This is a genomic window from Phocaeicola sp. RTP21198st1_B8_RTP21198_201120, assembly GCF_040929485.1.
GTDB lineage: Bacteria > Bacteroidota > Bacteroidia > Bacteroidales > Bacteroidaceae > Phocaeicola > Phocaeicola dorei.
Genome location: NZ_JBCOCI010000353.1, coordinates 1 through 1399, shown reverse-complemented (window position 1 = coordinate 1399; position 1399 = coordinate 1). Strand labels below are relative to the sequence as shown.

General features: G+C 35.5%; 1 protein-coding gene and 1 pseudogene. Both read right to left on the bottom strand.

What is annotated here, in order from left to right; translation table 11 throughout:
• Window positions 1-845: pseudogene (locus AB5935_RS26220) on the bottom strand (hypothetical protein); the annotation flags it as partial.
• Window positions 846-1029: 184 nt separating this feature from the next.
• Window positions 1030-1399, bottom strand: a 370-nt coding sequence (locus AB5935_RS26215; RefSeq protein ID WP_368327895.1) for a BT_3044 domain-containing protein, incomplete at its 5' end; no start/stop codon positions are given.

Genomic DNA, 1399 nt, shown 5'->3' with positions numbered 1-1399 from the left:
GAGCTATAATCTGTAACAACACGTTTTATAGTATATGGCATTGCAGCATCAGCTGCAATCTTTACATAAGTCCCTTTAATCTCTGTACCAGCAATGATAGTAGCTTTGTCATCCATTACGGAGATTCCGTCCTCAATCGTTACCCAATCAATTGAAGTTCCGTCTTTCCATTCTTCTACTGAAATATCAAAGCCTGTAGAACCAGCTATCTTTTTCGTATTAAGCTGATAGAGATAGTTAGCCTCCACATTAATATCAGCAGTAAGATTAAGATAAAGAGTCGGACCTTCTGTATTGGTATTGGCAAGTTTAGTGGTAGCCCATACTACTGTTTTTTCATTCTGCTCAAGAGTTGAAGTCAACTGAGTCGGATAAAGATAGAAACTTTTCCCATCATTAGCTAAATCAGCTACCGGTATTTCCAGAACATCAGCTGATATATTGCCTGCACTACCACTTACATCACCTATGAATCCTTGAGTGTATCTATTCTTAATATATACTTTATCGATCACTAATCCCGATTCTGTTGGATCATTCAGCAAATCAAATCTAGCTACACGTCTTTTAAGTTTTACATCAACCTGATTGTCGGAAGATTCTACATCGGTAACTGTTACATACTCCTTACCATCTGTTTTGACATTAGACATAACAAATGGAGGATTCAATTTACCACTCTCCGCAACAGTCTTACTATTTAGCAGTTCATCGATTGTATTTGCTCCACTCATATTAGGAAAGTTGTTCTCATCCTCACTCTCCACAATGATAAATCTCTTTTCTCCTCCAGTCGAAGAAGTTAATTCTACAGTATATGACCTTGTATCACCGTTTGCACCCACAGAAGCAGCTTCATAATTTAAGACATACCTTTGTTCATACTTACCTTCTTTGCTAAATTGATAAAAAGCTATTTTGTCATTAGTGCCTCCATTTTCGTCACCTACACCTTTAAATTAATAGTTATAAAGAGGTTGATTCAAAGCACAATTTGAGCCAACCTCTTTATCATTTGTCAAGTATCACTTAATCCCATTGAATTTGTTGATCTTCATCCGGAATCAACGTATTCAGGTCACGTTGCATATTCAGGGTACCTTCCACTGTATATTTCAACCTATTGCCTGGGCTGAGTGTATAATCTTCAAATGTATAAGCTAAATAAAGTGTAATATAAATATGCTTTAAATACGGTTTTACAGCATCATATTCCTCTACTACAGTATAATAAGGCTGTTCATATTCAACATTTCCGATTTTACCATTTAATTCCTTAAAATTATTCCCCTCCGTTCCTCCATTATCTGTCCAAAGTCTCAATTTATATTTCAAAGGAGTAATTTTTTCCTTTGTAAACTCCATATACAATTTATAGCATTTGCGATCTATATAATCC